Raw genomic sequence first — 24,027 nt, forward strand, 5'->3', positions numbered from 1 at the left:
GCTAATCATCCGAACGGGACACCCACTGTCCCACCCAGCAGGGCGTTAGAGACGGCGATACCGATAGAGCGAAAGTAGCCGGCGAACTAAACATGCAATCTGTGAGCTCGAGCTCAGTGGTCGATCATGTAAAGAACTGGCCGCTTGCATGAATTTCCTTACGGGCTAAATTTGCCTGAGAAGTTGGGGCGAGATCTATTTATGCAGGCAGAAGTAGAGCGATTTATTGACCGTTGGCAGCATCAAGAGGGCGGGCAGGAAAGGGCAAATTACGCGTTGTTCCTGACCGAACTGTGTGATCTCCTGGGTTTGCCGCATGCCAATCCTGCGTCCGCTGCTCATGAGGCCAATGATTATGTCTTTGAGCGTGTGGTGCGCGAGAGTGCGCGGGACGGCACTGTCTCATCCAAGCGCATCGATCTTTACAAGCGAGATTGTTTTCTTCTAGAGGCAAAGCAAAGTCGCCTTAGCGGCGACAAGAAGCTTGATGCTCCGCAGCTGCCTGGTTTTGCAGCTGCTGCGCCACGAGGTCGCCGTGCTGGTGCGAATCGTGCTTGGGACGTGCTGATGATGAATGCCCGTCAGCAGGCGGAGAACTATGTCCGGCTTTTGCCGGCATCGCATGAGCCACCGCCATTCGTTCTCGTTTGCGATGTTGGCCATTGTATTGAGGTCTACGCCAATTTCCGCCGGGACGGAAAGGCTTACGACCAGTTCCCGGATCGCCGTTCTTTCCGTATCTATCTGGAAGATTTGCGCGACGAAAAGATCCGCGAGCGCCTGAAGGCGATCTGGACCGATCCGCTGTCGCTCGATCCATCGCGTTACGCCGCCAAGGTAACGCGTGAAATTGCTACCCGTATCGCTAGGGTGTCGAAGGCGCTGGAGGAGCAGGGTCACGCCACCGAAGACGTGGCGATGTTCTTGATGCGCGTGCTTTTCACAATGTTCGCGGAAGATGTGGAGCTTCTGCCAAAGGACAGTTTTAAGGACCTGTTGAGGGATTGCGCGCAAAAGCCGGAAATCTTTCCTGGCATGATGGAAAATCTCTGGAAGGCGATGGACGAAGGCGGAGACGCCGCCGCGATCCGGGCAAAGGTGAAGAAATTCAATGGCGAGTTCTTCAAAAATCGCCGCGCGCTCAAGCTCGCCAAGGAAGAAATCGGCGAACTCGCTGCAGCCGCAGCCTACGATTGGCGCGACGTGGAGCCGGCGATCTTCGGCACGTTCCTCGAACAGGCGCTGGACCCGACCGACCGCCGTCGCCTAGGCGCACACTACACGCCGCGCGCCTATGTCGAGCGCCTTGTCATTGCCACAGTTATCGATCCTTTGCGCGAGGAATGGGACAATGCCCGTTCCACCGCAGACCGGCAAAAGTCGGAAGGCAAGGAGGCGGCCGCGATCAAGACCGTGCAGGCTTTCCACGATAGATTGTGCGAAACCCGTGTGCTCGACCCAGCCTGCGGCACGGGCAATTTTCTCTATGTCTCGCTGGAACTAATGAAGCGGCTAGAAGGCGAGGTGCTTGAGGCGCTGAACGACCTCGGCGGACAGGAAGCTCTGGCCTATGAAAGCCACACCGTCGATCCGCACCAGTTCTTGGGCCTGGAGCTTAACCCGCGTGCGGCGGCGATCGCCGAACTGGTGTTGTGGATCGGTCACCTGCAATGGCATTTCCGCAATCGCGGCGTTGCCCCTTCAGAGCCGATCCTGAAGGCTTTTCACAATATCGAGAACCGCGATGCGGTGCTGACCTGGAACGGCTATCCGCTGCCGAAAGTGGTCGATGGAGAGGAGACCTATCCGAATGCCCGCCGGCCCGACTGGCCGAAGGCCGATTACATCGTCGGCAATCCGCCCTTCATCGGCGGTAAGGACATCCGCGCGCGTATGGGTAGTGCTTACACCGAGGCACTGTGGAAAGCGCACAAGCACATGAACGAAAGTGCGGATTTCGTCATGTATTGGTGGGATCGCTCCGCTGATATCCTGCTTAAGGCCAAAAGCCCGTTGAAGCGCTTCGGCTTCGTTACCACCAATTCAATCAGCCAGGTGTTCCAGCGCCGGGTGATGGAGCCCTATCTCAATGCCAGGAAGCCGCTCTCCATCATCATGGCGATCCCGGACCATCCGTGGACCAAGGTTACTCGCGACAACGCTGCCGTTCGTATCGCCATGACCGTAGTCGAGGCTGGCAAACAAGATGGCGTGCTGTTGGAGGTGACGGCAGAGGAAGGCGTGGAGACCGACAGCCCGGTGATCCTGTTTGGGGAATTCAGGGGCAAAATCAATTCGGATCTGACGGTGGGGGTGGATGTTGCGTCGGCCAATTCGATGAAGGCAAATGAAGGGCTCTCTTCACGAGGCATGTCGCTTCACGGTTCAGGCTTCATTGTCACCCCCGGGGAAGCAGAGCACCTTGGCCTTGGTCGGCAGACGGGACTGGAGAACCATATCCGAATCTATCGCAACGGACGTGATCTGATGGACCGTCCTCGCGGCGTTATGGTGATCGATCTCTTTGGCCTAACGGCGGAAGAGGTTCGCCTCCGCTTTCCGGCGGTTTATCAGCACGTTCTCAATACTGTTAAGCCAGAGCGGGATGTAAATAATCGCGCTACTTATCGAGATAATTGGTGGATTTTTGGCGAGCCTCGCAGAGACCTGCGTCCCGCTCTTGTCAATCTCCCTCGCTACATCGCCACCGTCGAAACCGCTAAGCACCGTGTTTTCCAGTTCCTCGATGCCTCGATCCTGCCGGACAACATGCTCGTCGCCATTGGTCTGAGCGATGGTTTTCCACTTGGCGTCCTATCCTCGCGTTTCCACGGTATTTGGGCTCTTCGCGCCGGTGGTTGGCTTGGTGTGGGTAACGATCCGCGCTATTCCAAATCCCGTTGCTTCGACCCCTTCCCCTTTCCCGATGCCACCGACACTCAGAAGTCAGCGATTGGTGCCATCGCGGAGGATCTGGATGCCCATCGCAAGCGTGTGTTGGTTGACCACGAGCACCTGACGCTGACCGGCCTCTATAACGTGCTGGAGCGGTTGAGGGTGGGCGTGAAGCCCGATGATCTGAATGACAAGGAGCGACTCATCTTCGATGACGGGCTGGTCCTGATCCTGAAGGAACTGCACGATAGGCTCGACGCCACCGTGGCCGCGGCCTATGGATGGCCAGTCGACATGTCGGAGGAAGAGGTGCTCATCCGTCTCGTCGCTTTAAACAAGGAGCGGGTAAAGGAGGAGGCGCGGGGCAAGGTGCGCTGGCTGCGGCCCGACTACCAGATTCCGCGTTTCGGCTCGGACAAGGAAAAGGCGGAGCAGCTGGAGGCTGATCTCGGCGAGGTGAGCGCCGCCGCTGTTTCTGGACCGAAGCCTGCTTTCCCCAAGGATGAGCGGGATCAGACCTTTGCGGTCCATCAGATGCTAATGCAAGCCGAGAGACCAATAGAGTCGGCCACAATCGCTGCCTCCTTTAAGCAAGGTCGCAAATGCTTGGATTCCGTCTCCGCCGTTATTGCCTCCCTCTACCGCATGGGACTCGTTTCAACGTCCGATGGCAAGAGTTTCGAGCTCCGACGGGCGGCTTGAATGAGCATCTTACCGGTTGTGCCATTAGTTGGGCTTTAGAGGTGATGCATGAGCGTGAGTGAATTCGTTGGTCGTGTCGTGAAGATCTTCATCACCGGCAAAGATCCGCGCAGCCTACGAACCGTCGAGCTCGACAACTGGACTGGTGTCGCTATTGCCGGGCAGCCCGAGTTCTTTAAGAAAGCTCTGGAAGCGGAAGTGCTAGCCCGGTCATGCGTCTATTTGCTGATCAAGAGCGGCGCTGAGGATGACCTGCCAGAGATCTATGTTGGCGAGAGTGATGACTTCTCGCAGCGCTACATAAGCGGCAAGTTCCCGATCGAATTTGACACCTTCCTGATCTTCACCAGCAAGGACGACAACCTCACGCGTGCGCATGTGAAATGGTTGGAGGAAAAGCTGTGGTCCATCCTCCGGGGCAACAATGGTAAGGTGATTGTCGCAAATGCGAACAAGCCGACGAGCTCAAACCTTCCCCGCGCCGATATTGCGACGATGCAAACCTATCTTGGGAACATGATCTATGTTCTGGAAGCGCTCGGATATGATCTCTTCTCTGTCAAGGAGAGAACCTCTACATCGCCGGCCGGACAGGTCGAGCAGCGCGACGACGAGGCGCAAAACCTGATTATCGACCTCTATTCCACACTGCCAAAGCGGCTCGAGGATCGGGCATTTCTACGCTACGAGGATGGCACCTACGTTTTGACGGCTGGCTCCAAAATCAATTCGAGGATCACAGAGAGCTTGCCGTCGAATGTGCGAAAACTACGTGAGCAGTTGGTTCGGGATGGCGGCCTTATCGAACGTGGTGATCACTTGGAACTCACCAGAGACATCCCCTTTTCGAAGCCTTCACCAGCCTCTGCTCTCGTCAAGGGCCGAAGCTCTACGGGTTATCAAGACTGGTTGAGAGTGGCGGATGGTGTGCCGCTCGGCGCCGTGCTTGGTATTGCCGCCACGGCAGGTGAACGGGCTGACGCGGTGCAGTAAAGCCACACTTGATCGATTGGCCACCGGGTTTGCCATCCTTGTCGACTGTCGCTATGAGATAGCCTCCGGAAACCGATAAACCACTTCCGCAAACGATCCCGTCGGAAACACGTAGAAGAATTTCAAATTTGCCGATGATTCGTTGCGGATGCCGTGTTCGGCGTTGCCGGGGATGAAGACGGTCGTGCCGGGTTTGACCGTCGTTTCCTGGCCGTCGATCCGCACGATCCCGGTTCCTTCGAAGATGAAGTAGATTTCCGATGGATCGTGCCGATGCGGCTTCAGTTCGCCGCCGGGCGCAAGGTCCGCGATGCCGGCGCTCATGCTGTCGGTGGGGGTGATGTCGCTGCTCAGCAGCGTGTGCCAGGAGATGGAGCCGTGGACGGGATCGTTCCATCCGTCGCGCGGTCGCTCTTCAGCGGTGGTGATAACGGCCTGTGAATGCTCGCTCATTTTTCCTCGGCCTATCGTTCAGGGTGCCGCCTTGAACGGTGTCATAACGATCGTGGATGTCAATGAGTCGGGCTTTTCCCGCGCCCCTATTCCTCCGAATCATCCGCGACCTTGGCCTTGCCGCCAAACAGGCTCTTCAGCGCGCTCGTCTTCGCTTTCGAAGCCTTGGAGACCTTCATCGCCCGCGTGGCGGCCTTGGCCTGCTCGAGCATCATCTCGATCTGGATCTGCTGGATCTCGGTCAGGCGTTCCCATTGGCGGTTAAGGAGATGGTCGACTTTTTCGTGCAGGTGGCGGATTTCCAGTTCGGCTTTCAGGTTCACCTTGTAGTCGTTGAGCGCGCGCAGCCGGTCCTTGGCCTCCTGCCGGCGCTGGCTCATCATGATGATCGGCGCCTGCAGCGCGGCGATGGTCGAGAGAATGAGGTTCAGCAGGATGAACGGATAGGCGTCGAAGGCCTTGTTCTCGCCCATGATAACATTGATGCCCATCCAGACCGCCAGGAACAGGCAGAAGGAGATGATGAAGGTCCAGCTGCCGCCGAAAGCCGCGACGATGTCTGCCATGCGGTCGCCGATGGAGCGGTGATCCTCGTAATCCTCCTCGATATTCTCGGCGAGCGTGTCGTGCGTCTTCAGGCTCTCGACGACCTCGTCCTCGAGGTTCGAAAGCTCGCCGCGCTCGTCGGTCAGCAGTTCGGCGATATATTGGGCGCGATAATCGTCCATCGCCTTGCGGCTGACATAGTCGTCGGAGCGGATGTTGGGATGCTTCTGGCGCATGAACTCGGCCAGCGATGGGCGCAGATCGTCGAAATGCACCGCGTCCTTCTTTTTCAGCGGTGCGCCGGTGATGGCGTCGACAAGCTTGACGGACTTGGCCTTCGCCTGCGCGAGGCTTTTGGTATAGTCGTCCATCTCCACGGTTGCCGCTTCGCCTTCGCCGGCGTCGAAGTCGACGATGCCTTCGGTCGGATCAACGGTCTCTGTCTCTGTCATATGCGGCCCTCGTTCAAAGTTTCCGTTCCTCTAGCCAATGATCGGAACAGGATTGTGACTGTCTGCCGGCCGCGGGGGTCGGCTCCCCAAGCGGCGCCGCGTCTGCCTGATCCTCGCAGCCCGCCCCGTCGGCGACAAACGGTTAGTAGCAATCCTGTCCTAAACAAAGGCAAATGAATTCGGCCGCCGGCGTCATTTTATCTCTCTCTTTCGCGACAACCGGCCCGAGAGTGCCGGAAACGTTTGCTATAGTCCTGCGTGCCGGTCGTGGCAATGAAATGAAATTGTGAATTTTCAACCTCTTGACGGAAGAGGGCCGGCTCCTATTTGCCGCATTGCAGCAGGCGTATTGCGGCGCCGAACGAGTGATCGAATTCAATGAGCTTCCGGCGGGCGCAGCCTGTTCCATGGGCTCGGCACGCGTGCGGAAAGGATACCATGCACAATCCTCCGGCAAATGACCTGGAGTCCATCGCCAGACAAGGCGGCCGCTTCAAGCGGATGGCCGTCCGGATCCCCACCTATCTGACGGATCTGAAGGAAAATCCGGCCTGGCTGCCCATGTTCCTGCTCGCCCGGACCTTGCCGTTCCGGCGCATGCATTGGCTGGCGACGCGGCGGCCGGTGGCGCGTCCCGCGTCCGGCGCCTCGATGTTTGCCGGGATCGAGCATGGCAGCGTCGTCGATGCGCTGCGGACGGACGGGATTTTTTCGGGCCTGATCCTGCCGGACGACATCCATCGTGACATTGCCGAATTTGCCCATGCCACGGGCTGCTTCGGCAATTTCGACAGGAAGCTCGAATTCGTCGCGCCCGAGCACGAGCAGGCCGAGGCGCGCTTCGGGCGGTCCATCCTCAGCGGTCATTTCTTCGAACGCTCGCTGGATTGCGAGGCCGTCCGCACGGTCCAGAACGACCCTCTGCTCAGCGATGTGGCCAGGCATTATCTGGGTGGGCAGGCCCAGGTGATCACCACCCGCATCTGGTGGAGTTTCCCGACAAAATCGGCATCGGAAGCCGATCTCAGCCGCGCCTCCTTCAAGTATCATTTCGACCTCGACGACTGGCGGATGCTGAAATTCTTCTTCAATCTCGTCGATGTGGACGAGGGCACCGGGCCGCATGTCTTCGTCAGGGGCAGCCACAGGCGGCGGGCCGTGAAGCATCAGCTGACGCTGCTTGTGGGGCATCCGGCCGAGGAGGTCCTCGGTTATTACGGGCCGGAAAGCACCGTCACGCTGACCGGCAAGGCCGGTTTCGGCTTTGTCGAGGATCCCTTCGGTTTCCATATGGGCACCGTGCCGACACAGAAGCCGCGGCTGATGATGGAGGTCGGTTTCGGCGTCTCCAAGCCGTCGCGGCGGCGGTTCCATGGCGAACCGGTGCTGCGATAGGGGCGATATCGCCTTGCATCCTTCGTCTTGGCGGCGAGGCAAGCGGAAGCAGCGGCGCCCATTTCAAAAAATCGTATCCGTCCGCGTTAAAGTGTTTGCATCCGCGGCAAATTCGATTATAGAGGCGCAGCCTTCACCGCGAAGGGTGTTATCGCCTAGCGGTCGTTGGGGAATAGTTCAATGGTAGAACGACGGACTCTGACTCCGTTAATCTTGGTTCGAGTCCAGGTTCCCCAGCCAAAAATCTTGTTTTAATTCAATAATTTACGCCGATCTCGTCAACGTTGGGGATGACCCCACATTGCACCCCCACATAGGGCGCATTGGCGATGTCAAATTATCTTCGGCGTGAAGCTGATTCCTTTGTATTCAGGCGACGCGCACCTCCCCATCTCCAATATCGCCTTCGCCGCAAGGAGCTATACCGCTCGTTAAATACAACCGTGCGAAAAACGGCCAAGGTACGAGCAGCCGAGCTGTTCATCCAGACTGAAGGGCTGTTTCGCATGCTTGAAGAGGACGAGGAGTACGTTCCTACTGAAGAAGACATTCGCGCTGTCGTGCGCTGGAGTTTAAATACCGAGATTTGGCAGGAGCGTATCAAACAATTGCAGTCGAGAACTCCGGGTTCACTTCGAGAACATCCAACATCCGATTCCACTGCTCGCGGCTGTAGCCGTCACAGTAGTCGTCACTGCCGTGGCGTGGGGCAAAGTCGTTTGCCGGGTCAGGCGTCCAATCTAACGGCCCTGGATCGGGATCAGGCCAGTCTACATATGAGCGCTGAAATGCTGCCAAAATCGATTCCTGCATGGCAAGGATGGCCAGCAGGAGCAGCAGCAACATGCGTTGACGGCGCTTTCGAGCTTCCTCGATCTGGCGGCGCAAGCGTTCTATGCGCCTGCGGTACAGTCAAGCGCGGTAGGTCTCGGAGCGCATGAAGGTCTATATCGCCAATTTTGGGCGAGAGAATTACGCTTGGCCGGATTGCCTCAAGCGCGGCACAATCGCCACCATGAACGATGCGGCGGTCCATGGTTTTTGGGAAGCAGGCGACCGAGACGGCTACATCAATTTCTGCCTCAGCAAAAGCAAGACAGCGGCGGGAAAAACACCCACACGGCAGACAGCATCGCGCTGGTTCAATTTGATGACGACCATTGTCGAAAGCGATGGCGACATCTGGTTTCACCGTGAAAAAGAACAGCTTTGGTGGACAACGTCGGGCTCTGAGTCGGCGGTCTTCGAGCCATTGAAAGAGCCTGTTGGCGCGCAAGGTGACGTGATTATCTGCCACAAATCCTGCGTCCCATGGTCGAACCAAAACCGGTTGGGCAATCGGCTGGAATGGGGCGGCCTGCATCCCAAGGCTCAGGAATTCCTGTTCACGGAAGGCACACTCCAGCAATTGACGCCGGATAACGCCGACTACGCAATGGCCCTTCTGAATGGCGACGATCTCACCCCATGGCATTCGCGGCCTGAATGGCGCGCGAAGGTGGAACGCCGACGCAAAAATCCAGGGATCAATTTCAACGCCCGGCAAAAGGCGATCTGGCGAATGGCCGCCACAGCCAAAGGAACAGTCAATTTCTCGAACGGGCAGACGGTGCAGCGCACGGTCAAAAACAAGGACCTTCTGATTCCGGAAAATGAGTTGATGCCGTTCCTTACGGCCCTTTTGGCCGAGCAGGACGGGCGATGCGCCATAACCGAATTGCCCCTCCAATACGATGGAGACGAGGACGACCCGGAAATGCTCTGCTCCCTCGACCGAATCGACAGCAACGGGCAATACGAAAAGGACAACCTTCAGATCGTATGCCGGTTCGTCAATCGCTGGAAAAGCGACAGCAAGGACGCCGAGTTTCGGCGATTGATTGGGGTGGTGCGGGGCGTCTGAAATCGTCGCTCTATTGCATGCACCGATGCAGACACAGGACACGCCGACAGTACCCGGGCTCGACGTAATATTCGACAGTTGACAACTCCGAATCCTACCCCCAAATTGTTGACACGAGTTCGGCTAACCAGTTGGTAAAAAATCGTTTTTAAAGGTGCTCCTGCTCATCTAGGTTCCCCAGCCAATTCAAGCTTCCTGATCCAGTGATTTTCCTGAACTGTCGTCGACTGTTTGCCCTCGCGCGCCATGTTCCGCCGTGCCCTCAAGCGGGCGGGCGGTCTTTCGTATCGACGGATTCAGTGGTTCTCTATCGGGATATCCTGCTGGATGCCGATACGGTCGAAGAATGTCTTGCCCCGTCATCGCGCATTTCGCTGTTTTGCGCGACATGCGCACAATCAAAGATCAAGATCGCGATGCGTTTTAGGTGTCGTCAGCGAGAGCAGTGATGCTTTTTCGCATCGGGAGTATCGTGAGATGAGCACAACGGCCACGCGAATCCGAAAGTGGGGTTTTTCGGGCTATTTTTGTGGTTTATAGGCATTATGGTTTTGCTTGGGCGGTATTGGGTGGGGGCAGGCGTGCTGGTCCGGATAGTATTTGGGCTTGGCTTGATAGCTATGGGATTGGCATGACGATATTGGTTTCAGGTGGCGCTGGTTTCATTGGCGGGAATTTTGTTCTCGACTGGCTGCAACGGTTCGATGAGACGGTGATCAATCTTGATAAGCTGACCTATGCGGGCAATTTGGACACGCTGCAGGGGTTGCGGGGGAACAATCGTCATGTGTTCGTGCATGGCGATATTGGCGATCGCGATCTGGTGGGGGATCTGCTGGCGCGGCACCGGCCGCGCGCGGTGCTCAATTTCGCCGCCGAAAGCCATGTGGACCGCTCGATCCACGGCCCCGGCGATTTCATCCAGACGAATGTGGTGGGCACCTTCAATCTGCTGGAGGCGGTCCGCGGCTATTGGGACGGCCTGGCGGGGGACGAGAAACAGGCGTTCCGCTTCCTGCATGTCTCGACCGACGAGGTTTACGGCACGCTGTCGAAGGATGACGCGCCGTTCAGCGAGCTCAATCGATACGAGCCGAACAGCCCCTATTCCGCCAGCAAGGCGGCGTCGGACCATCTGGTGCGCGCCTGGCATCACACCTACGGCCTGCCGGTGGTGACCACCAATTGCAGCAACAATTACGGCCCCTATCATTTCCCGGAGAAGCTGATCCCGCTGGTGATCCTGAATGCGCTCTCGGGCAAGGACCTGCCGATCTACGGCGACGGCCAGCAGATCCGCGACTGGCTGTACGTCAAGGATCATTGCAGCGCCATCCGCCGGGTGCTGGAGGCCGGCAAGGTGGGCGAGACCTATAATGTCGGCGGCTGGAACGAGAAGCCCAATCTGGAGGTGGTGCACACGATCTGCGCCATTCTCGACGAGCTGCGGCCGAAAGCCGGCGGCGGCCGTTACCAGGACCAGATCGCCTTCGTGAAGGACCGACCCGGCCATGACCGGCGCTACGCGATCGATGCGCGCAAGCTGGAGCGGGAGCTCGGCTGGAAGCCGGAAGAGACCTTCGAGACCGGTATTCGCAAGACGATCGAATGGTATCTCGCCCATCAGGACTGGGTGGCGAACGTCACCAGTGGCGCCTATCGCGACTGGCTGGACAAGCAATACGAGGTGCGCGCATGAGCTTAATCCTCGTCACCGGCGCCAACGGGCAGGTCGGCTTCGAATTGCAGCGCGCACTCGCGCCGCTCGGCACCATCGACGCGGTGACGCGCGCCGAGATGGATCTGGCGAGCGAGGCGAGCATTCTTGCCGTTCTGAGGGAGCGCAAGCCCGACATCATCGTCAATCCCGCCGCCTATACCGCCGTCGATCGCGCCGAGAGCGAGAAGGACCAGGCGATGGCGGTGAATGCGGCCGCCCCCGGGGTGCTGGCGCGCTGGGCCGCCGATCACGGCGCCCTGCTCGTGCATTATTCGACCGACTACGTCTTCGACGGCTCGAAGGCCGATCCCTATGTGGAGAGCGATCCGATCAATCCGCAGTCGGTCTATGGCGAGAGCAAGTGGCTGGGCGAAGAGGCGGTGCGTTCGGCCGGAGGCTCCCATGTCATCCTGCGGACGAGCTGGGTCTATGGCCATCACGGCAACAATTTCCTCAAGACCATCCTGCGCCTTGCCGGGGAGCGCAGCACGCTGAACGTGGTCGCCGACCAGGTCGGGGCACCGACGTCCGCGGCGCTGATCGCCGATGTCACCCGCCGGGTCCTTGAGCTTGCCAGCGCTCCGGGGGCGGTGGATGTGTCGGGCACCTATCATCTGAGCGCGCGGGGCGAGACGTCCTGGCATGGCTATGCCGCGCATATCGTCCGTGACGCGGCGGCGCGGGGCTTTACGCTTGCGCTCACGCTCGATGCGCTGAAGCCGATCCCGACCGCCGACTATCCGACGCCGGCCAAGCGGCCGCAGAATTCCAGGCTGAACTGCGCCAGGCTGACGGATCGCTTCGGCCTGACCCTTCCCGCATGGCAGGAGGGCGTCGACGACGTCATCGGCAGACTGGCACCTACCAGACTGGCCTCCACCGCGCTTTGACCCGCCCAAGGCCGTTGTCGCCATCGGTTGCGATCGATGGCCGGCCGGCCGCAGACCGAAACCAAGACGAGACGCTGGACCATGAACAAGGCACGCAAAGGCATCATCCTCGCAGGCGGCTCCGGCACGCGGCTTTATCCCGCGACGCTTGCCGTCAGCAAGCAGCTTCTGCCGATCTACGACAAGCCGATGATCTATTATCCGCTGACGACGTTGATGCTGGCCGGCATCCGCGAGATCCTGATCATCTCGACGCCGCAGGACACGCCGCGTTTCGAGCAGCTGTTGAGCGATGGGAGCCAGTGGGGCATCAAGCTCGACTATGCGGTGCAGCCGAGCCCGGACGGGCTGGCGCAGGCCTTCCTGATCGGCGAGGCGTTCCTGGATGGTGCTGCGTCGGCGCTGGTCCTCGGCGACAATATCTTCTACGGGCACGACTTCGCCAAGCTTCTGCACCAGGCAAGCGACAAGGAGGCGGGTGCGACGGTCTTTGCCTATCACGTGCACGATCCGCACCGCTATGGCGTGGTCGAATTCGATGCGGACGGCCGGGCGATCAGCCTCGAGGAGAAGCCGAAGGAGCCGAAGAGCAATTATGCCGTCACCGGGCTTTATTTCTACGACGCCGACGTGGTGGAGGTGGCCAAATCGATCCGTCCCTCGCCGCGCGGCGAATTGGAGATCACCGACGTCAATGCGCATTATCTGAGAGCGGGACAGCTCGACGTGCAGACGATGGGCCGGGGCTATGCCTGGCTCGACACCGGCACGCATGAATCGATGCTGGAGGCGAGCCATTATATCGCCACCATCGAGAGCCGGCAGGGCCTGAAGGTCGCCTGCCCGGAGGAGATCGCCTATCGCAGCCGCTGGATCGATGCGGCGCAGGTCGAGGCGCTCACCGAGCCTCTGAAGAAGAACGGCTATGGGCAATATCTTCTGAACATGCTTCACGAGCGGATATTTTAAGTGCGTCAGGCGGCCGGCCCTGTTGCCGGCCTGTCGAATGCAGTCAGAGCGAAACGGGAAGACCTATGAAAGCCATCGATACCGCCATACCGGACGTCAAGATCATCGAGCCGACGGTGTTTGCCGACGATCGCGGATTTTTCCTCGAAAGCTTCAACCAGGCGAAGTTCGAAGCGGCGATCGGGCGAAGCGCCGCCTTCGTGCAGGACAATCACAGCCGCTCGGGCAAGGGCGTGCTGCGCGGCCTGCATTATCAGCTGGCACCGCGCGCGCAGGCCAAGCTGGTGCGCGTCGTCGTCGGAGAGGTCTATGACGTTGCCGTCGACATCCGGCGCTCGTCGCCGACCTTCGGCCAATGGGTCGGCGTCTTCCTGTCGGAGGACAACAAGCGCCAGCTCTGGATCCCGGAAGGCTTTGCCCACGGCTTCCTGACGCTGAGCGAGCGTGTCGAATTCCTCTACAAGACCACCGACTACTACGTCCCCGACTGCGATCGCGGCATCCGCTTTGACGACCCGGCCATCGGCATCGACTGGAACACCGCCGACGCCCTCACCCTCTCGCCAAAGGACCAGAAACTGCCTGCCCTGCACGACGCGGAACTATTCGCGTAAAATCCAAGAGACCTGGTTCGGCAACGCAAACATAGCCCCGGTTGCATCGTCGATAGTTTGCTCTGACAGGGCTGGAGATGGCGCATTGGGCGACCAAAACGCCATCGGCCGCCTCAATCAGACCCGATTGTAGTCGTCGCTCAATCGGATGATGTCGTTCTCATCCAGCAGCTCGCCATATTGGATCTCGATGAAGATCAGCGGTTGATCGCCGGTGCAGGAAACCCGATGCGTCGCCTTGAGCGGAATATCGACCGTATGCCCGAGCCGCAGCGGATGTTCGGCTCCATCGATCTCGGCAACGCCCTGTCCCGAAACGGCCGTCCAGCGCTCCGCGCGATGATTGTGATATTGCAGCGACAGCCGCTCGCCGGGATTGACGACGATGCGCTTGACGACATGGCACTCGCCGATATCGAGCACATGCCATGTTCCCCATGGACGGCGATCATTGTCGCCAACCTTGTAAAGACTTCCTGATCTCAATGAAATTCCCTCTGCATAGGCAACCGATCAGCCATGACGCGGCTGAAAAGTACAGGCGGCATTAATTTAACGTCGCCGACAGGGCAAGGCTTTTTAGCCAATAATGATAAATGTTCCCGCAGAGATTCATGGGATCTGGCGCCCCGGAGGATCTATCGGTGGCGTGGTGGAACCGGGAAGGCGCCGATACGAAGGTCGGATGTTTCCAACGGTCGGCGACACCATAGGTGACGCCGCGATTGCTTTTCGATACAGGGATGCCATGCGCGTTCTCCATTTCTTCAAAACCTATTGGCCGGATACATTCGGCGGAATCGAACGGACCATCCATGCGATCGCCAAGGGCACTGCCCGCTATGGCGTCGAGACCGATGTGCTCTCGCTCAGCAAGATGCCGCGGGAAAACAGCGTCGAATTCGATGGCCATATGGCGCACAAGGCCAAGCTCGATTTCGAATTCGCATCCACCGGCTTTTCGCGCGAGGCGTTTGGACGTTTCCGCGAGTTGAGCCGAAAGGCCGACATCGTTCACTATCACTTTCCATGGCCGGTGATGGACATCGTCCATCTTGCTGTTCCTCCCGGCAAGCCAACTGTCGTGACCTATCATTCGGACATCGTGAAGCAGAAGGTCCTGCTGCAATTCTACAGGCCGCTGATGTCGCGCTTTCTGAAAAGCGTCGACCGCATCGTCGCGACCTCTCCGAACTATCTGACATCAAGTGATGTGCTTGAAAAATTCAGATCCAAGACAAGCGTGATCCCGCTGGGGCTGGATGAGGCCGACTATCCAAAGGCGGACGAGGCCACGCTTGCGCATTGGCGCAGCCGGCTCCCCCCTCGCTTTTTCCTGTTTGTCGGTGTTTTGCGCTACTACAAGGGGGTCCATATCCTGCTGGAGGCCGCGAAACGCAATGGCCTGGATGTCGTGATCGTCGGTGACGGACCGATGGAGGCGGAATTGAAGCAGGCCGCGCAGCAGAATTTCGGCAATATCCATTTTCTCGGCTCCTTGCCGGATAGCGACAAGATCGCCCTGCTCGAGCTTTGCACGGCCTTCGTATTTCCCTCCCATCTCCGTTCCGAGGCTTTCGGATTGTCTCTCGTCGAGGCGGCAATGTTCGGTAAGGCAATGATTTCATGTGAAATCGGCACCGGAACAAGCTTCGTCAACCTGCAGGGTGAAACGGGATTGGTGGTGCCGCCGGACGACGCCGATGCCCTGGCCGACGCCATGAAGCTTCTATGGGACGATGAGAAGAAGGCTGCCGCGTTCGGCGCCGCGGCACGCGAACGCTATCTTGCCCGCTTCACCGCGCAGGAAATGTGCTGCGCATATGATGGTCTTTATCGCGAATTGGTCGATCCGGTTTGAGCTCGGGGCTGTGGAAGCCGGCTTCCGGAAACGGTCGGACGGTGCGCGATGACCCGGCCGCCGCGGTATTTGTGTGCAATGCCACGATATGGCCGTTTTGGCGCTTGAAGGAACCGAGCAAGCTTCGTCGGTCCTTGTATTAAAAACAACCGCGTGAGACATCGTGGGTCAATGTTGCCATAACTTGCGCGACGACTTGTAAAGCGATGATGCATACATGAGGGGATTGGTGTACCGATTCCTCGTGAGTATATTTGCGCCACTGGGAGATCGCTCAGAGCGAAATTGCTTATGATCGTTGTCATTGAGGTCCGGACGGGCTAAATGGCGCTGGAAAACAACGCAGCCAGGCATGACGATGCGCTCGACGGCGCTCGGTCTGTCTGGTGCCGCCGCCCGATGTGATGCGGCAAACATGGAGATGGATCTTGGTGAAGAAAGCATTGGTCACGGGTATTACGGGTCAGGATGGCGCCTATCTTGCAGAGCTGCTGCTGCAGAAGGGTTATGAAGTCCATGGACTTGCGCGCCGTTCGAGTACCGCTGATGTCAATCTTACTCGTCTGGAGTGGTTGGGCATCGAGCGCGACGTCCGCATTGTCGACGGCGATCTTTTGGATCTTTCCGGCCTGATCAGAACGATCAAGGACGTGAAGCCGGACGAAGTCTACAATCTCGGCGCGCAGTCCTTCGTCAAATCGTCCTGGCAGCAGCCGCTCCTGACCGGCCAGGTGACGGGCCTCGGCGTTGCGAATGTGCTGGAGGCCGTGCGCATAGAGCGGCCGGAAGCCCGGTTCTATCAGGCGTCCTCGTCTGAAATGTACGGCCTCATTCAGGAGCCGATGCAGTCCGAGGTGACGCCCTTCTATCCCCGCTCGCCTTACGCGGTCGCCAAGCTCTATGGCCACTGGATCACCGTGAACTATCGCGAAAGCTTCGGTCTGCATGCCTCCAGCGGCATTCTCTTCAACCATGAATCGCCGCTTCGCGGCATTGAATTCGTGACCCGCAAGGTGACCGATGCCGTGGCTCGCATCAAGCTTGGCCTGGCAAAGGAGCTTCGGCTCGGCAATATCGACGCCAAGCGCGACTGGGGCCATTCGAAGGATTATGTCCGCGCGATGTGGCTGATGCTGCAGCAGGATGTCGCCGACGATTATGTGATCGCAACCGGTCGCACGACGACCGTTCGCGACATGTGCGCCATCGCCTTCAAGCATGCCGGCCTGACGATGGAAGATCATCTGGTCATCGACCCCGAGCTTTTCCGTCCGGCGGAAGTGGACGTGTTGCTCGGCAATCCGGAGAAGGCCCGCAAGAAATTTGGATGGGAACCGAAGATCGGTCTCGAAGAGATGATCGTCGAAATGGTCGAGGCCGATCTCAAGCGACTGAGCAAGTAAGTTTTCCGACTGAGCGACGAGACATCTCATGGCGAGAGGACATCGCATTCTCATTACCGGTGCCAGCGGCTTTGTTGGCTCGTGGCTGCAGCGTGAGTTGGAAAGCCGGCGGCCTGCGGCCGGCTCCGAGCTGACCATAGTGACCGCCGGTCAGGGAGATGCGTCGGACTGGAAGACCAATATTGCGGATCGGGGTCAGGTAGAGACCCTGATCCGTGATTGTCGGCCGACGGCGATCATTCATCTCGCCGCGATCGCAGCCCCCGCGGATGCCCGCAGGATGCCGCAGCGAGCATGGGATGTGAATTTCCAGGGCACGATGAACCTCGCCTACGCCACGATGGAGTTTGCGCCGGAAGCGCGCTTCATCTTTGCCGGCAGTTCCGAGGCTTATGGTGCTTCGTTCATCGATGCGGCAAAGGCGCCGATAAGGGAAAGCGCCGCGCTGAAGCCGATGAACGTCTATGGCGCGACGAAAGCGGCCGCGGACGTGCTTGTCGGGCAACTTGCCTATGATGGGCTGAAATCCATCCGGTTTCGTCCGTTCAATCACACCGGCCCCGGCCAGACGGATGCCTATGTCGTCTCCGCCTTCGCCAAGCAGCTCGCCGAAATTTCGGTGGGCGGCAAACCTCCCCGTATCAGCGTCGGCAACCTCTCGGCCTTCCGTGATTTTCTCGACGTGCGGGATGTCGTGCGCGCCTATGCCGACGCCGCGCTGATCGAGGGGGCCGCGGATCACCTCGGCGGCGTCTTCAATCTGTCCTCGGGACAGCCGGTGCAGATTCAGTCGATCCTCGACAGGCTGATCGCGCTTTCCGGATTGGACGTGGAGATCGAGATCGATCCGCAACGGTTGCGCGGGCCCGAAATTACAGTCGCTGCCGGTGACAACGAGGCGGCCTTGAACGCCTTTGGTTGGAAGCCGGAGATAGAATTGAGCCGCACACTTGGCGATGTGCTTGACGATTGGAAGATCCGATTGGCGGGCCGATAACATTATCGGCCTGGATATCCGATCATATAGCCGAATATTGGAGAGAGCATTTGCTGAGCAGTGTTTGGAGATACAGGCATTTTATTCTTGCCTCTATCAAGGGTGAGTTGCGCGGACGATTTGCGCGATCCCGGCTGGGGGCGCTATGGTTTATCCTGCATCCGCTGGCACAGGCATTGATCTTCTCGATCGTTCTGGCCGAGGTCATGCGGGCAAAGATGCCCAACATGAGCAGCCCGGCCGCCTATCCGATCTATCTTCTGTCCGGTATGGCAGCCTGGGGCCTGTTCAGCGAGATCCTGACGCGCAGCATGGGCGTTTTCATCGAGCAGGCATCGACGCTGAAGAAGATTTCGTTTCCCCGGCTCTGCCTGCCGATCATCGTCTGGGGCAGCGCGATCATCAATCATCTGCTGCTGTTGGTTGCCATTGCGGTGATTTTCCTGTTCTTCGGTCACTATCCGGGTCTGGCTTGGCTCTATCTGATACCGGGCATGCTGCTGATTTCAGTGCTTGCGTTCGGAATCGGCGTATTTCTCGGCGTTTTGAATGTCTTTGCCCGCGACGTCGCCCAGGTCATGACCGTTGTGATGCAGCTTTGGTTCTGGTTTACGCCGATTGTCTATGTGACCACGGCCGTGCCTGAACGATTTCAGCTGCTTTTGCATTTCAATCCGATGATGCCGCTGGTCACGCTCTACCAGAATGCCCTGCTTCTCGATCAGGGGCCTTCCTGGAGCGGCATGTGGCCCGCAATCGTGCTGAGTGCATTCATGGTTTTCCTGTCCTTCTTTGTCTTCCGTCGCGCCAGCGCCGATCTTGTGGATGCGCTTTGATGACCTCAGTACTTACGGTTGATCGCGTCAGCAAACGCTATCCGACTTATCACAGCAATCTGAAAAGGTTCGCGAACTGGTTCGGGGCGTCGTTTGCTCCTGTCTCGGAATTCTGGGCGAGCCGCGATATTTCGTTTGCAGTCGGTCCCGGAGAAGCCGTGGCCCTGATCGGCCAGAACGGCGCCGGCAAGAGCACCTTGTTGAAGATCGTCACCGGCACCGTCCGGCCGAGCAGCGGCAGCGTCCATGTTTCCGGCCGCATCAGCGCTATCCTGGAACTGGGCCTCGGCTTCAATCCCGAGTTCACCGGCCGGCAGAACGTCTATCAGGCCGGCGGACTGATGGGGTTTTCGCAGCAGGAACTGAGCGAGCTCATGCCGGCCATCGAGGCATTCGCCGAGATCGGCGAGTTCTTCGACCAGCCTGTGCGCGTCTATTCGAGCGGCATGCAGGCACGCCTCGCCTTCGCGCTGGCGACCGCGAAGCGGCCTGACATCCTGATCGTCGACGAGGTTCTCTCCGTCGGAGACAGCTATTTCCAGCACAAGAGCTTCGACCGCATCCGGCAGTTCAAGGCAGAGGGAACGTCGATCCTCCTCGTCACGCATGGTCTGGGAGACGTCAAGGCGCTGTGCGACAGGGTGATCCTGCTGGATAAGGGCGCGATCCTGAAAGACGGTCCGCCGGACGAGGTTGTCGATTATTATAATGCGATGATCGCGGAGCGGGAAAACAGCAATCTGACCATAGAGCAGAAACGCAATCAGGATGGATGGTTGCATACGCGATCGGGAAGTTTCGAGGTCCGCTCAGAGGCCATCGACTTATTGGACGAAGATACGCGGCAGCCTATCAAGACAGCCTACGTGGGCCAGCGGCTTTTGCTGCGTCTCGAAGTGAACGCGTATGTGGACATCCCCAAACTCGTCCTTGGCTACATGCTTCGAGACCGAACCGGTCATGTCGTTTGGGGTACGAATACATGGCATACGAAACAGATCGTCGAAAATGTGAAGTCAGGAGAAAGAATTCTGTATGAATTGCCTTTCACCTGCACGCTTGGCCCCGGTTCCTATTCGTTTTCGCCAGCGTTGGTGAACTCGGATACTCATCTCGACAGGAATTACGAGTGGCAAGATAATGCCTTGGTTTTTGACGTCGTGAACACCAATCAGTTCGATTTTATCGGAAGCAGCTGGCTGGATGCAACATTTCGCATAGTAAGGGTTGATTAGGCGTGTTCACTTCCTACGCACAGAACTTCGAAGATGTCATTCTTTGGCGCGCCTTGAAGCATATCGAGAACGGTTTCTATATCGATATCGGTGCTCAAGACCCGGTTACCGATTCCGTAAGCCGCGCCTTTTACGAGAATGGCTGGCGTGGTGTCCATGCTGAAGCAACGACATATTATGCAGACAAGGTCCGTCAGAATCGGCCCGACGAGTTGGTAGTTCAGGCGGCAATCGGTGCTGGTGAAGGCTCGTTACGGTTTTTCGAAATTCCCGAAACGGGGCTAAGTACCAGCAATCGCGATATTGCTGCGAAGCATCAAGCGTCGGGCCATCGGGTCGTGGAAACCGAAGTTCCGCTTGTGCCTTTGTCCGTCGTCCTATCCCAGGGAGGCGACCGCGATATCCATTGGCTCAAAATCGATGTCGAAGGGATGGAGCAGTCCGTCATAGAAAGCTGGCAGCCGTCGAAGGCTCGGCCATGGATCGTCGTTGTCGAAAGCACCCTGCCGAATTCGCAGATCGCTGCTCATGACGCTTGGGAACCTACGCTTCTGAAGCTCGGCTATACTTTTGCCTATTTTGACGGGCTGAGCCGTTTTTATGTGAGCGAGCAACATCCGGAGTTTTTGCCCTTCTTCGGTCCGGGTCCGAATGTATTCGATAATTTCGTACTTGCCGAGAACAGTGGCTTCGCCACACCGTTGCGCTCCTTGCTGGCGGAACGCGACCGTCAATTGGAAGGCGTTCGTGCCGAGCAGGTTCAGCTTAGACAGGATATTCAACTTCGCGACGAGCGACTTGGCATTCTGGAAGGCGCGCTTTCGAACACGCGTGACAGAGAAGCGCAACTTAGCGCCGAACTGCGTGAGATTTACCATAGCCTTTCCTGGCGCCTGACAGGCCCCTTGCGTGAAATCAATGTCTTAAAAGCGAAACTGGTCAGCTTACCTCGGCAATTCGTGAGGGTTTTGCTTGAAAAGGTAATCCGCTGGCTTTCCAAGAATCAGGAATGGAAGGGTAGAGCTCTGCGGGAGCTTCACCGCTTCCCAAGACTACGAGGCAAGCTGGAAGCATTCGCGCGGTCACGCGGATATGGCGTCACGTCGTATGGTACGGATATCGACGGTGAAGCCAAGTGGTATATCGACGCTCCAAAGGACTTTTCAGCGCAATGGAAACAGCTGCTGGAAAATACTCCGCCAAAAATTGAGAGATAACAGCCTATGCGGCTATGGATTGATGGTCAGTGCTTTCAGACGGCGAGCCGGTTGCGGGGGATCGGACGTTATGTACAAGAACTGATCCTGGGAATCGTCGACAACCATCCGGATGTCGAGCTTGTTGTTTCGCTCAATGCAGCCATGCCCTTGGAGGCTCTGGCGGCCCGGGATCATTTGCAAAAATGGATCAAACCCGACAATATTCATATGTGGCATGGCATTGCCGCAGGGGGCGAAGGTGTCGACGGGTATACGGAAGAGCGGCGGTTAAGCGAGATTGCGCTCGCTTATCATGTTTCGTGTTTGGGACCTGACATCGCGTTGTCCGCCAGCCCTTTTGAAGGCTATGGTGATAGGGCTGTCCCCCTGACTCCCAATGACATCACAGGAATTCCAATCGCTTCGATTTTCTATGATGCGATTCCCTATCGTTATCCTCAGCAATACCTCGCGTCTTCCGGCATGCGGTCATATTATGAGCGACGCCTCGCCTTTTATGCGCGCTACGATCTCAATCTTTGCATCTCAGACTATTCGCGCACCGAGAGTATTGCGCTTTCGAAGAATGAGAGAGCCGTTAATATTCTTGCCGGCGTTTCGAAGGATTTTATCGACGCGATAGGGCGGCCGAACGCTGAATTGCCGAATTTTATCGAGAAGCCGTTCATTCTTTATGTGGGCGGTCTGGACTGGCGAAAGAACGTGAAATCGGCCATCGAGGCTTTCGCTCAACTTCCGTCGGAAATGCGCAATCGCTATAGCTTTGTATTGGCCGGCGATCATCCTCAGTCGCTTCTCAAGGACGAGATGGATCGATGGTTGAAATTAGGTCTTCCTGAAGAGGATCTGATAACACTTGGTCATGTGACCGACACCCAACTTGTTTCGCTCTACAAAGCCACCGATCTGGCTATCCAGCCCTCGTTGCTCGAAGGTTTCGGCCTTACGGCTCTGGAGGCTATGACCTGCGGCGCTCCGATCATTGCCTCGAAGACTGGTGCTCTGCCGGAAGTCATCGGCGATAGCGGGCTTCTGTTCGATCCAGCCGATGCAAAGGACATCGCGCGGGTGATGGAGCAGGCTCTTACCCATCAGGATGGGACGAAGGCGATTGCGGAAGAGCAGCGTTTTCGCGCTCAGGAATTCAGTTGGGCAAAATCCGCCGCTATTGCGGTCGATGCCTTGGAAGAAACTGTAGCCCTCTGGAGGTCCAGAGAGGCGGCCTCGTCGGAGATTGATGCTCGCAAAACTGTACTCGGGCATGTGGACAATACGACCTTATCCGCAGATGAAGTCGCCGAATTATTGGCCCGTTCTGAGAAAGTAGTCCCGACGCGCGAGCGCCTTATTCTCGATGCGACCTCCACCTATCGCATCGACCACAAGACCGGCATTCAGCGGGTCGTCAAGAATATTTGCGCCAATCTCGAGACGCAGGATGACGATGGCGTCGAGCGGGTCGTTGCATACAGCGATTCTCTCGATGGCTGGTTTGCCATTCCGGAGACACTCGAGAAAAACAGGGCAGCAACCGCCTTCACGACGGATGCAAGGCTGGATTTCTCTGCGCGTGATCGTATCTTGATGCTCGATAGCTCCTGGGAGTTCTACAGGCATCACTATGTGACGCTACGCGCGGCTCGCTTGAGGGGGGCGACCGTCATCTCGTGCCTCTATGACACAATACCGCTAAGATTTCCGGGTTTCTGCGACCCGGGTATGCCCCCTCTCTTCTCGAGTTGGTTTCAGGCGGCACTATCTTATTCAAATGCTTTTATCTGCATTTCAAAAGCGGTCGCCGATGAATTGATTGCAATACTCGAAGCGATCCAGTTTCCGAGAGAGATGAAGATTGGCTATTGGCATCTTGGTGCTGATTTTGCCGAGCAAGCCTCGTCTGCCGAAGTGGTTGCTATTCGCCAGGACGAGCGCCCAAGTTTTCTGATGGTCGGAACATTGGAGCCGCGCAAGGGGCATGCGGTTGCGCTGGATGCCTTTGACATTCTCTGGGGTGAAGGGCGGGATATCACGCTGACGATTGTCGGAAAACCTGGTTGGGGAGTGGAGCATGTCATCCGCCGCATTGAAAACCACCCCGAGTACGGCAAGCGCCTGTTCTGGTTCAACGGCATTTCCGACGAAAAGCTGCAAAAGGCCTATGCCGACAGCGATGCACTGATCGCTGCGTCCTTTGCCGAAGGTTTTGGCCTTCCCATTGTCGAGGCGGGTCATTTCGGCAAGTCGGTCATCGCCAGCGACATTCCGGTATTTCGTGAAGTGACCGCCTATTGCCCGCACTGCGATTTCTTCACGGTGGGTTCTCCGGCCTCTTTGGCGGAGACTGTTCGAACGTTCATTCGCTCGCGTGGTGATCGATCGGCGGCAGTAGCGTCCCAGGATAGTGTAAGCTGGCAATCGAGTGCGCAGGAACTGCAGAACGTCGTTCTTAATGAAAAATGGTACAAGGTCTACAAGCCTGGCTCGGATAAAACCTTTGTTCCGATCAGTGCCATCGGCAATACGAAAATGCAGAAGGTGCTTCGTGCGGGGGAAACGCAGCATACGCTGGAATTGGTAGAAGGGCCGATCGTCATTGACCGTATGCTGAAATACACGGTTCGTGTCACGAACCTGTCCGCCAGCGCCTGGTCGAGTGCTGGGGTGGATGATGGTTCGCTTGCGGTGAAGGTCGGCTACCGCGTCTTTGCCGCGGATGGAAGGGCAGTCGCCGCCGAAAATCCGCGAATATCGATACCCTTCGTGCTGCCTGCGGGCGACAGCCTGTATGTTGCGATCGAAATTCCGGTGGAACTCAAGAAAAATAGCGGCGCCTTTGCCGAGGTGGCTCTTATTCAGGAAGCCGTAGGTTGGTGGAGCGATCCTTTGCGAGTATCGCTGTAATTCGCCCTGTCATACGGAACCGCTTGGAAATGATACCCGACC

At 57.8% G+C, this 24,027-nt stretch carries 19 protein-coding genes and 1 tRNA gene; 16 read left to right on the forward strand and 4 right to left on the reverse strand.

The genetic code is table 11. The features are described from left to right. The first annotated feature begins 201 nt into the window (after positions 1-201). Together FHX11_RS22465 and FHX11_RS22470 are read left to right on the forward strand one after the other, a co-directional pair. Positions 202-3,597 (forward strand): class I SAM-dependent DNA methyltransferase, encoded by a 3,396-nt coding sequence (locus FHX11_RS22465; protein WP_184361040.1) that lies wholly within the window; start codon positions 202-204, stop codon positions 3,595-3,597. A 48-nt stretch (positions 3,598-3,645) separates the two neighbouring features. Beyond that, positions 3,646-4,590: a DUF4357 domain-containing protein gene (locus FHX11_RS22470; RefSeq protein ID WP_184361043.1), complete on the forward strand. Its 945-nt coding sequence runs from the start codon at positions 3,646-3,648 to the stop codon at positions 4,588-4,590. Between the two features lie 51 nt (positions 4,591-4,641). On the opposite strand, the gene FHX11_RS22475 is transcribed toward FHX11_RS22470, so the two are convergent. Both FHX11_RS22475 and FHX11_RS22480 read right to left on the reverse strand, forming a co-directional pair. Next, a complete protein-coding gene (locus FHX11_RS22475; RefSeq protein WP_184361046.1) occupies positions 4,642-5,043 on the reverse strand; it encodes a cupin domain-containing protein in 402 nt (133 codons plus the stop codon). An 86-nt stretch (positions 5,044-5,129) separates the two neighbouring features. Further along, positions 5,130-6,041 (reverse strand): DUF1003 domain-containing protein, encoded by a 912-nt coding sequence (locus FHX11_RS22480; RefSeq protein WP_184361049.1) that lies wholly within the window; start codon positions 6,039-6,041, stop codon positions 5,130-5,132. Positions 6,042-6,479: 438 nt separating this feature from the next. On the opposite strand from FHX11_RS22480, the gene FHX11_RS22485 reads away from it, so the two are divergent. Together FHX11_RS22485 and FHX11_RS22490 are read left to right on the forward strand one after the other, a co-directional pair. Then, entirely contained in the window at positions 6,480-7,436 is a 957-nt protein-coding gene (locus FHX11_RS22485) for a hypothetical protein (protein WP_184361053.1), read from the forward strand. A gap of 166 nt (positions 7,437-7,602) precedes the next feature. After that, positions 7,603-7,676, forward strand: a tRNA-Gln gene (locus FHX11_RS22490). A gap of 360 nt (positions 7,677-8,036) precedes the next feature. Here FHX11_RS22490 and FHX11_RS22495 read toward each other — a convergent pair. Next, positions 8,037-8,324 (reverse strand): hypothetical protein, encoded by a 288-nt coding sequence (locus tag FHX11_RS22495; protein ID WP_184361056.1) that lies wholly within the window; start codon positions 8,322-8,324, stop codon positions 8,037-8,039. 49 nt (positions 8,325-8,373) lie between these two features. Between FHX11_RS22495 and FHX11_RS22500 the strand changes: the two genes are divergently transcribed. The 5 genes from FHX11_RS22500 (at position 8,374) to rfbC (ending at position 13,532) form a co-directional block, all read left to right on the forward strand. Further along, positions 8,374-9,339 (forward strand): hypothetical protein, encoded by a 966-nt coding sequence (locus FHX11_RS22500; protein ID WP_184361059.1) that lies wholly within the window; start codon positions 8,374-8,376, stop codon positions 9,337-9,339. A 631-nt stretch (positions 9,340-9,970) separates the two neighbouring features. After that, a complete protein-coding gene (gene rfbB / locus FHX11_RS22505; protein WP_184361062.1) occupies positions 9,971-11,038 on the forward strand; it encodes a dTDP-glucose 4,6-dehydratase in 1,068 nt (355 codons plus the stop codon). Further along, positions 11,035-11,949, forward strand: coding sequence for a dTDP-4-dehydrorhamnose reductase (gene rfbD / locus FHX11_RS22510; protein ID WP_184361065.1), 915 nt, complete (start codon positions 11,035-11,037; stop codon positions 11,947-11,949). Before rfbB ends, rfbD begins: the two co-directional genes overlap by 4 nt. 81 nt (positions 11,950-12,030) lie before the next feature. Next, positions 12,031-12,918 (forward strand): glucose-1-phosphate thymidylyltransferase RfbA, encoded by an 888-nt coding sequence (gene rfbA, locus FHX11_RS22515; RefSeq protein ID WP_184361068.1) that lies wholly within the window; start codon positions 12,031-12,033, stop codon positions 12,916-12,918. A 65-nt stretch (positions 12,919-12,983) separates the two neighbouring features. Continuing rightward, a complete protein-coding gene (gene rfbC / locus FHX11_RS22520; RefSeq protein ID WP_184361071.1) occupies positions 12,984-13,532 on the forward strand; it encodes a dTDP-4-dehydrorhamnose 3,5-epimerase in 549 nt (182 codons plus the stop codon). 117 nt (positions 13,533-13,649) lie between these two features. On the opposite strand, the gene FHX11_RS22525 is transcribed toward rfbC, so the two are convergent. Continuing rightward, positions 13,650-14,018 (reverse strand): phosphomannose isomerase type II C-terminal cupin domain, encoded by a 369-nt coding sequence (locus tag FHX11_RS22525; protein ID WP_184361074.1) that lies wholly within the window; start codon positions 14,016-14,018, stop codon positions 13,650-13,652. Positions 14,019-14,280: 262 nt separating this feature from the next. On the opposite strand from FHX11_RS22525, the gene FHX11_RS22530 reads away from it, so the two are divergent. The 7 genes from FHX11_RS22530 (at position 14,281) to FHX11_RS22560 (ending at position 23,985) form a co-directional block, all read left to right on the forward strand. Further along, on the forward strand, positions 14,281-15,393 hold the full coding sequence (locus FHX11_RS22530) for a glycosyltransferase (protein WP_184361077.1): 1,113 nt from the start codon (positions 14,281-14,283) through the stop codon (positions 15,391-15,393). A gap of 428 nt (positions 15,394-15,821) precedes the next feature. After that, complete coding sequence (gene gmd, locus FHX11_RS22535) at positions 15,822-16,796, forward strand: GDP-mannose 4,6-dehydratase (protein WP_246781114.1); 975 nt, start codon at positions 15,822-15,824, stop codon at positions 16,794-16,796. Between the two features lie 28 nt (positions 16,797-16,824). Next, a complete protein-coding gene (locus FHX11_RS22540) occupies positions 16,825-17,793 on the forward strand; it encodes a GDP-mannose 4,6-dehydratase (RefSeq protein ID WP_184361084.1) in 969 nt (322 codons plus the stop codon). A gap of 50 nt (positions 17,794-17,843) precedes the next feature. Further along, complete coding sequence (locus FHX11_RS22545) at positions 17,844-18,629, forward strand: ABC transporter permease (RefSeq protein WP_184361087.1); 786 nt, start codon at positions 17,844-17,846, stop codon at positions 18,627-18,629. Beyond that, entirely contained in the window at positions 18,629-19,864 is a 1,236-nt protein-coding gene (locus tag FHX11_RS22550; protein ID WP_184361090.1) for an ABC transporter ATP-binding protein, read from the forward strand. Before FHX11_RS22545 ends, FHX11_RS22550 begins: the two co-directional genes overlap by 1 nt. 2 nt (positions 19,865-19,866) lie before the next feature. After that, positions 19,867-21,081 carry an FkbM family methyltransferase gene (locus tag FHX11_RS22555; RefSeq protein ID WP_184361093.1) on the forward strand — a complete coding sequence of 405 codons (1,215 nt, stop codon included), beginning with the start codon at positions 19,867-19,869 and terminating at the stop codon, positions 21,079-21,081. 6 nt (positions 21,082-21,087) lie between these two features. After that, a complete protein-coding gene (locus FHX11_RS22560; RefSeq protein ID WP_184361096.1) occupies positions 21,088-23,985 on the forward strand; it encodes a glycosyltransferase family 1 protein in 2,898 nt (965 codons plus the stop codon). Positions 23,986-24,027: the final 42 nt, after the last annotated feature.

The sequence above is a fragment of the Rhizobium sp. BK602 genome, assembly GCF_014195095.1.
GTDB lineage: Bacteria > Pseudomonadota > Alphaproteobacteria > Rhizobiales > Rhizobiaceae > Rhizobium.